The sequence below is a fragment of the Desulfobaculum sp. genome (assembly GCF_054921475.1).
On the sequence record NZ_JBUDSW010000172.1, the window covers coordinates 1 to 8006 of the forward strand.

At 67.1% G+C, this 8006-nt stretch carries 9 protein-coding genes; all 9 read right to left on the bottom strand.

Going from position 1 to position 8006, the window contains the following annotated elements; translation table 11 throughout:
- Positions 1-647 (bottom strand): histidine phosphatase family protein (locus tag ACY69P_RS11410; RefSeq protein WP_462327558.1); only part of this gene is annotated, 647 nt, incomplete at its 3' end.
- A gap of 250 nt (positions 648-897) precedes the next feature.
- Complete coding sequence (locus tag ACY69P_RS11415) at positions 898-2037, bottom strand: DVU_1551 family NTP transferase (RefSeq protein ID WP_462327559.1); 1140 nt, start codon at positions 2035-2037, stop codon at positions 898-900.
- Positions 2034-3086 (bottom strand): XdhC family aldehyde oxidoreductase maturation factor, encoded by a 1053-nt coding sequence (locus ACY69P_RS11420; protein WP_462327560.1) that lies wholly within the window; start codon positions 3084-3086, stop codon positions 2034-2036. The genes ACY69P_RS11415 and ACY69P_RS11420 overlap by 4 nt, the downstream gene beginning before the upstream one ends.
- On the bottom strand, positions 3083-4423 hold the full coding sequence (locus tag ACY69P_RS11425) for a DVU_1553 family AMP-dependent CoA ligase (protein ID WP_462327561.1): 1341 nt from the start codon (positions 4421-4423) through the stop codon (positions 3083-3085). The genes ACY69P_RS11420 and ACY69P_RS11425 overlap by 4 nt, the downstream gene beginning before the upstream one ends.
- A complete protein-coding gene (gene trsS / locus ACY69P_RS11430; protein WP_462327562.1) occupies positions 4404-5783 on the bottom strand; it encodes a radical SAM (seleno)protein TrsS in 1380 nt (459 codons plus the stop codon). Before trsS ends, ACY69P_RS11425 begins: the two co-directional genes overlap by 20 nt.
- Entirely contained in the window at positions 5764-6231 is a 468-nt protein-coding gene (locus ACY69P_RS11435) for a DVU_1555 family C-GCAxxG-C-C protein (RefSeq protein ID WP_459901969.1), read from the bottom strand. Before ACY69P_RS11435 ends, trsS begins: the two co-directional genes overlap by 20 nt.
- On the bottom strand, positions 6225-7010 hold the full coding sequence (gene trsM / locus ACY69P_RS11440) for a DVU_1556 family methyltransferase (RefSeq protein WP_462327563.1): 786 nt from the start codon (positions 7008-7010) through the stop codon (positions 6225-6227). Before trsM ends, ACY69P_RS11435 begins: the two co-directional genes overlap by 7 nt.
- Entirely contained in the window at positions 7007-7222 is a 216-nt protein-coding gene (locus ACY69P_RS11445; protein ID WP_459901967.1) for a DVU_1557 family redox protein, read from the bottom strand. The genes trsM and ACY69P_RS11445 overlap by 4 nt, the downstream gene beginning before the upstream one ends.
- Positions 7219-8006: heterodisulfide reductase-related iron-sulfur binding cluster (locus ACY69P_RS11450; RefSeq protein WP_462327564.1), on the bottom strand; the 788-nt coding region annotated here is incomplete at its 5' end. The genes ACY69P_RS11450 and ACY69P_RS11445, both read right to left, overlap by 4 nt.

Consider the following 8006-nt stretch of genomic DNA (forward strand, 5'->3'; position numbering starts at 1 on the left):
AGTGTAGAGTGTGCGGCGGTGAGGAGGTGGCAGTGGGTGTGCTTGGGGCGGAAGGTGAAGAGGTGCTCCAGCGGTAGGCTTGTGGCCGTGCACAGGGCGACGCGGATGACTCCGGCGTGGGTGACGGCGAAGGCGATTTCTTTGGCCTCTGCCAAGCGGAGGATGGTGGGCAGGCAGCGGGCGGCGAGGTCCTCGAAGCTTTCGCCCTGTGGGGGGCGGAAGCCTGCGATGTTGCGCCCCCGCGCGGCGTAGTCTGCGGGAAAGCGCGTGCGGATGTCGTCAAATGCAAGGCCATCCCACGTGCCGAGGTTGATTTCGGCGAGTTCGGGGATGGTGGTGATGGACAGGCCGCATGCGTCCGCCACAGCCTGCGCCGTGTGCTGCGTCCGCTGAAGTGGGCTGGCCGCGAGGGTGGCGATACTCCCTTGTGGGACATGCTGCGCCAGCCACTGCGCCTGACGTCTCCCGGCCTCAGACAGCGGGAGGTTCGTTTGTCCAATGGCGCGTCCGCGAGCGTTTTGCGCTTCTCCATGGCGGCAGAGGATCAACATGATGATGCTCCATATGTCGCGGGCGAGGGGTGTGGCATTGGCCTTGGCGCGGTGGGCCGTGGCGCCGATGGTGCCAGCAGGGCGCGGCCACAACAACGCAGTCTCACTGTGCTTCCCGTGTGTGCGTCGCGCACTGCCCCGCGCTGGGAGAGCGTCAGCATGCTGTTGTCCCGTTTGCGCCGTTCTTTCCCGCCACTTCGCCAAAGGGCTCCGCAACAGCGGAGGCGGCTCGTCCGTGTCTTTGCCTTGAAGTACGGCAGGTGACCATCATCACTTATCTCAAAAGCCCACCAGCCTGCCGTGGTCCTTGCGGGGATATGGTGCGCCTCCCCATGGCGGCAGAGGATCAGCAAGACGTTGCTCCGCTCAAGGCCTCCGTCAGCAGGTCCGGCAGGTGGGTGCGGGCTTCGGTTTCGTAGCGGGTTTGCAGGGCCTTGGCGCGGTCTAGGCGGCCCTTGATGGCTTTGACGGCGTCCGGGTCGTGCATCCATTGGCGCAGGCGCTGACCGTAGCGCTCTTCCAGCGCCACGATGTGGGTGCCCCGGACGTACTTGTCTGCGAGAAAGACCATTTCCCGTTCGCTGAGGGGGGCGTCGGGCGTGATGTCGGTGTCGCGGTGCGATGCCACGATGTCGGCGATGTCCGAAAAGCCGTAGCCAGCAAGCAGACTGCCGCCTGTGGCCTCGTGGTTGCGGCTGCCCTTGGCGACATCATGCAGCAGGCCAGCGGCGCGGATGATGGCGGTGTCCAGCCGCAGGGCGGGATTCACGGTGGTGAGGCGCTCGGCAAGGATGCAGGCGGCATCGGCCACACAGCGGCAGTGCGCGCGGGTGTCCTCGGGCGTATCCGCGAGGTCCCACAGCGCCTGGCATTCCTCGGGAAGCGGCGTGTTGTGCAGGCGCAGGAGGTCCTTGGCGCGCTCGTACTCCGTGGGGATGTCCATATCATTAAGGATATGGCTGTCGGGCATGTCCTTGTCGCAGGCGTCGCTTTCAAAGCGGGCGAGGACGCCACGCATGCCGTCGTGCCCATCGTCGCCAAGAATTGCTGGGATGAGGCTGGCGTTGATGAGCGGCGGATGCCCGCGTTCGCCATTGAAGCGCGGGTAGATAATGGCGGGCTGGCGCTTGAGGAACGTGAGCATCAGCGAGCGGACCGTTGTGGAGCGCACAAGGGGGATGTCCACAGGCAAGAGGAAAAAGCCCTCCGCGTCGCGGGGCAGGGCCTGTACGCCTTGGCGGATGGAGGTGAACATGCCTTGTTTGTAGTCGGGATTCATCACGGCGCGGGCGCCGCAGCGCGCGGCTTCGGCGCTGACGTCCTCACTGCGGTGGCCGGTGACGACGGTGACGTCCATGGCGCCGCCGTCGAGGAGGGTATGCACGCACCGCGAGAGCACGCTCTCGTCCCCAAGGGGCAGTAGCGCCTTGAGGCACCCCATACGCGAGGAGAGTCCCGCCGCGAGGACGATGCCGTGGAGCCTCATGCTAAGGCTCCTGAGCGGATGGCGATGAGTTCGGCAACGATGCTGACGGCGATCTCCTCGGGAGTCTGCGCGCCAATGCTGAGGCCGATGGGCGAGTGGCAGCGGTCGATATCCTGCTGGGTAAAGCCGTCGGCCAGCAGGGCGTCGTAAATGGCGTTTCGCTTGCGGGTGCTGCCTATCATGCCGATATAGCGGGCCGGAGTGCGCAGGGCCTGCGCCAGCACGGTTTTGTCGTGAATATGCCCGCGCGTGACGATGACGATGTAGGCATCCTCGTCCACCTCTGCGCCGGTGAGGGCGGTGTCGAAGTCGGACAGGATGCGGAGTTCGTCGGCGTGGGGAAAGCGGAGGTCGCTGGCGAATTCCGGCCTGTCGTCAAGGACGATGGTGCGGAAGTCCACCATGGACGCCAGCTGCGCCGTGGGGCGGGAGACGTGCCCCGCGCCGTAGATGAACAGGCTGGGCATGGGGGAGAAGCTTTCGGCCACAAGGCGCGCGCCGTCCATGGTGTGGATAAGGGGCTTGCCCGAAGAAAGGGCCGTGGCGCAGAGGGATTTTGCGTCTTCTGGCTGGAGGCCGGACCATGCCGGGACGGGCTGGTTTGCCGTGAGGACGGCGCGGCTGCTGACGCGGGGCGAGGGGCCATCCTGCAGCAGGGTGAGCAGAACGGTTTTTTGGCCGTGGCGGAGCCTGTCGTCCAGCGTGGCGTAGGCGGCGCTGGCCCAGCTGGTGGCGGGCAGATGCTCCAGCATAACGCGGACGTGCCCGCCGCAAATCATGTCCGCATTGGCTGCGAGTTCGTTGGAGAGGTCAAAGTCCTGAAAGGACGCCGCGCCCTCGCCAGCGGTAAACAGGTCTGCGGCAGCGCGCTGGACCAGAGCTTCCACAAGGCCGCCGCCGACGCTGCCGTCAATGCAGCCGTCGCGGTGGATGGCCATCTTACTGCCGGATGAGCGGGGCGTTGAGCCGTCGTGGTCCACGATAGTGGCGAGGACAAGGTCGTGGCCGGATTCCAGTTGCTGGCGGATGCTGTGAACGAGTTTTTTCATGGGAGTGCAACCTCTTTATGGCGGTAGGCGATGGTCCGCTTTGCAAATGCTGTAGCGATGGTGCCATCCGACGCTTCGACACTGGCGCAGAGGCGCATGCCGCCTGCGTCCATGGCGGTGTTGATTGCGGGCAGGGCGCTGAGCGCCGTGGTGAGGGTGGAGCAGCGCGGCGGTACGGCGTGCTCCCCCGTGGTGTACAGATGAACGGCAAGGGTCGCCGAAGGCGGGTCGTAGGTGGCTGTAACGTCAAGGACGCCGGGCAGGGCGAGGGCCACGCGGTCGATGTCGCCCATGGTGAGGCGGGCATTGCCCGGGAGGGCAATGCCGCCGCCCAGGCGTCCTGAGAGGGCCTCTAGGCGCGGAAGCGGCGAGCCGCAGGGACAGACCCCCGGAGCGATGCGGGCGACGTCGCCGGTGCGGTAACGGATAAGCGGCATGGCGCGGCGCGAGAGCGTCGTCAGCACAAGTTCGCCGTCCACGCCGTCCGGGACGGGAGCGCCCGTGACGGGGTCCGTCACTTCGCAGAAGAGGTCCGGGGCGCGCAGGTGCATGCCGGTGCCCAGCAGGCAGTCCACCCCGCCGCCGAGGCAGGTTTCAGTCATGCCCCAGTGGCGGAAGGTGACGCAGCCGAGGGCTTCGGTGATGGCTGAAGCCACGGCGTCGTGCACGGTGTCCCAGCACAGCAGGGCGGCGCGTACGGGGGAATCCGTTTTCCACGCGCGAAGAAGCCGACCAATAGCCAGCACATGTACCGGCGGCCCGACAATGCACCGGACCTTGGCGTCCAGCACTGTGCGGCAGAGGTCTGGAATGTCCGTAGGGTCGGCGGCGGTATGCACGGCCCCGCCGCACCGCGTGACAGCGTCCGCAAGAATCTGGCTGACGCCGCCCGGGCGTGACGCCGGAAGAATGGCCAGCACGCTGTCGCCGGGTGCAATGAACTGCGCCATGCCGTGTCGGAAAAAGTCTGTGGTACGCTCCAAATCTCCCGCCGTGAAGAACAGCCGCTTGGGGGGACCGCTGGACCCGGAACTGGAGAGCGTGACGGCGCGGGCGACGTCGTCCTGCGAGGAACACAGCAGGTCCTGCGGCCTTTCGCGCAGGATGTGCGGTTCCAGCCGGGGGACGCGCTCCATGTGCCCGGGGGCGCGCAGCGATTCCGGGGCGATATGCGCAAGCTGGCGGCGGTAGAAGGGGCTGCGCTCCCTAGCATAGGCAAGAGTGCGGCGCAGATGCTCCATCTGCCAGCGGCGAAGCTCATCCGGGGAGGGCGGCGGTCCATCTGCTGGCCGCCCGAGGCGCTGGTTGACCCAGCGGTCAAGAGGCCGGAGTGGCATCGGTTGTCTCCCGGTAGAGGGTGGCGCCGTCATCGGCCGTCAGGTTGTAGGCGCAGAAGGGCACAAGGCGCCCGTCCGGTGCGGCGACATGAATGCAGCATCCGCGCAGGCGCTCAAGGTCAAGGGTCCACGCGTCCTGAAAGGCCATGCCCGAAACCGCCAGAATATGCGTTTTGGCGCGCTGGATGAAAGCGTCCAAGTCGTCCTGCGGCGCGTCTGCCTTGTCGGCGGCGGCCTCCGGCGCGGCCCACTGGCGTTTGACGAAGGCGCGGGAGTTTTCCGCACCTTCGGCGGCGGGCTGTGGCGTACAGCAGCAGGCCTCGCGCCCGGCGGACAAGCGTTTGAGGCTGCCGTCCTCCATGACGAGGTAGTTGCCGTGGAAGGAACACCGCGCATGTTCGCAGCCGGGAGGGAGAAAATCGTCCACCTTCACAGCGCCGTTTGTTTGCGCCTCCAGCCCGGCCATGATTTCCGGTAGGGTGATGCGCATGCTGTCCGCGGGGTGTTGCGGGTAACGCCCGAAGTAGCTGACGGGCTGAAAGTGCACGCCACGCACGCCCGGCGAGAGCGAGGCCGCCAAGTGCAGAATTTCGCCGAGGTTGTCGTCATTGACGCCGGGGACCACCGTGGGCACCAGCACAACGCCAATGCCCGCGCCGACAAGGTTGTCTATGGCGCGGAGCTTGGTTTCCACCAGCGCGCGGCCCCGGATGGTGCGGAAAATATCGTCCCGGGTGCCGTCGAATTGCAAAAAGGCGGAATCCACGCCAGCGTTAGCCAGCCGGTGGGCGAACTCCGGATGCCGCGCTATGCGCAGGCCATTGGTGTTGATTTGGATAAAGCCGAAGCCGCGGCGTTTGGCGAGGGCGGCAATTTCCGGCAGGTCGTCGCGTACGGCTGGTTCGCCGCCGGAGAGTTGCAGATTGCAGGTTGGGGCGGCGCTGTGCACCGTGGCAAGGAGAGTGTCCAACTCGGCAAGGGTCGGGTCCGGCCGTGTGGGACCGCCGGCTGAGGCAAAGCAGAATTCGCAGCCAAGGTCGCAGCGCCACGTGACTTCGACAAGGGTGGTGCAGGTGTGCTGGTTGTGGTCCGGGCACAGGCCGCAGTCGTAGGGGCAGCCCTTGGCGGCGTCGGTGGCGGTGACGGGCGGGCAGGATGGCGTTTTGGGGCGCGACCATGCCTTGAACGCTGGTTTGCCGCGCCAGACCGGCGTGGAGAACTCCCCGTGCTCCGGGCAGGTTTTGACAAGGCGCGTTTCGCCGTCCTGCGTGACGTTGCGCGCCGGGATGCGGCGCAGGCACACGGGGCAGACGCTGGCCGTCGCGGCGGTGAGGTCAAATTCACGAGGCATCGGCGTCATCCCGGCTGAGGGTGGGGTCGATGCCGTTGTCGGCAAGAATGCGCAGCACTTCGTCCGCGGCCTCGGCAAGCAGGGTTCCGCAGCGGTCCGGCGAGGGCGTGGGACAGTCCGTGCCCGCAATGTCGCCGCAGGTGATGCCGCCAAAGCGCTCTACCGCGCGGGCGGCGAACCAGTCCCGGAAGGTCTCCAGCAGCAGGGGCTGTTTGTCGTCAGGGGTTTCGGTGTCTTCGCCCTTGCCTGCGTACAGGGACAGGGCGCATGCGCCGCCGGTGAGGATGCCGCAGGTCCCGGCGCAGTCTCCGCCCCCGACGCACAGGCCGCTGACGGCGCGAAGCAGGTCGGGGTTATCGCGCTGCATGGTGTCGAGACACAGTTTAACCATGATTTGGGCGCAGCAGTAGCCCTGCCCGGTCAAGGTCATGATGTGCAGGGAAGTATCGGTCAGCATGGCATGTCTCCGCATGATGTTGGCGATGTCGCGATGAAAAGCATGTATCCGGGCGCGCCACAGCCGCCACCGGGCAGCGCCTGCGCCGGAAGCCCGGCAAAGATGAGCCGCGCCGCCAATTCCGCCAACTGGCGGGAGCGGTCTTGCTCCTGCGTGATGACGTAGCCGAGGTGTGTGAGGCTGGCGCGTAGGGCTGCGGGGTCCAGCGCGTTGGTGGCGCAGGAGGGCGCGGCGTCCGTGTCCGTACACTGCGGCGCGGCGTCCGGAGCTGTGTGATGCGTTGTGGTGCTCGCGGACGGGCGGGCGCCCGGGCAGGATGGGGCGCGCCGCCGCTGCACAAGGTCCGCGATGATGAGGTGACCACCGGGCCTGAGAATATGGGCTATTTGGCGGAGCACGGTTTCCGGGTCCGGCATGAGGGAAAGAACGCATTCGCAGAAGACCGCGTCAAACCTGCCGTGGCGGTAGGGCAGGTGCATGGCGTCGGCGCAGACAAGGGCAGGGATGCCTCCGCCGGCAGCGGGGGCGGGGTGTGCGCCGCTGCGCAGTTGCCGGAAGGAGAGGTCGCATCCGGTGGCGCGCAGGCCGTGGACGTCACGCAGGTGGCGTACTGTCGCGCCGAGGCCGCAGCCAATGTCGAGGACGCGCGCCCCGCGGGGCACTGCGGCAAGGCGTACGGCTGTGTCGGTAAGGGCAAGCCCGCCGGGGCGGAGGGTCTCTCCGGCAACGCGCCGCAAAATGGGCTGTTCCCAGAGGGGGCGGGCAGCGGTTTGCGTCACTTGTCCTCCAGCAGTCGCTCCACTTCGGCCATTTTGCCGAGGGCGATGTTTTCGGGAATGAGCACAAAGCCGCAGTCCGGGCAGGCCGGCAGTTCCACATTGAACCGGCTGTCCAGATACACAAGCTCCACGGGGCTGGGCGTGAGGTGCGCGCCGCAGTGGATGCACTCCCAGTTGGAAAAGTCGTCGTCCAGTATCTTTAATGTACTCACAGTGTGCCTCCGGCGATGCGCATGCGGTGGCTCCACAGATTGTGGACCACGGCGGTGTCGCCATCCATTTCGTATTCCACCCAATAGGTCACCACGGCAGGGCGGTGCGCGGCCAGCAGGCGTCCGTTTGTGGTATTGCGCAGGCCCTTGCCCGAGGCGTGCGCGGCAAACAGCGTTTTTTGCACGTCGGAGAGCAGGATGCGCCGCTCTTCCATGCGCTGTGCGGCCTCTTCCGTGAAGCGGACGGCAACGGACTCGTGGGCAGGGCGGGGCGCGGCGTCGGTGTCCCACAGCTCGCGGAGGAGGGATTCGCGCAGGCGGACGCGGTTTTCGCGGCGCGTGGAGTGGGTGGGCGCAGGGCGCGCCGCCGGGTCGTCGTCTCCGCCGGGGAGGAGAAGGTCAAAGACGTGCAGGCAGCGCTTTCCCGCCTTGGCCAGCAGGTCGCGGCACATGGCGCAGTAGGTGACGGCGTCGCCGTCAAGGCGCTGGGCGCGCTCCGCCGCGACGGTGGCGGCCAGCGGGGCGTTGGCATCGGCCAGCAGGCCGCCAAACCCGCAACATTCTGTCAGCAGGCCCGAGAGCTTCGGCTGGGTTACGGTCACGCCAAGGCGCTCCAGAAGTTGCCGCACGCTCTCCTGCATGGCGCTGTTGTGCCGCGCGGTGCAGGGGTCGTGCAGGGCGAAGGTGCCCCGCGCAGGTGCGGGGAGGGCGTCTGGGTGCTCTGCCAGCACGTCCCACAGGGAGCGGATGTCCGCGCCGTCGAGGGCGGCGGCGAGCATGGCGG

Excerpts from the sequence above, each read along its gene's own strand:
- ACY69P_RS11415 (WP_462327559.1), bottom strand. The coding sequence starts at position 2,037 with ATGAGGCTCCACGGCATCGTCCTCGCGGCGGGACTCTCCTCGCGTATG.
- ACY69P_RS11420 (WP_462327560.1), bottom strand. The coding sequence starts at position 3,086 with ATGAAAAAACTCGTTCACAGCATCCGCCAGCAACTGGAATCCGGCCAC.
- ACY69P_RS11425 (WP_462327561.1), bottom strand. The coding sequence starts at position 4,423 with ATGCCACTCCGGCCTCTTGACCGCTGGGTCAACCAGCGCCTCGGGCGG.
- trsS (WP_462327562.1), bottom strand. The coding sequence starts at position 5,783 with ATGACGCCGATGCCTCGTGAATTTGACCTCACCGCCGCGACGGCCAGC.
- ACY69P_RS11435 (WP_459901969.1), bottom strand. The coding sequence starts at position 6,231 with ATGCTGACCGATACTTCCCTGCACATCATGACCTTGACCGGGCAGGGC.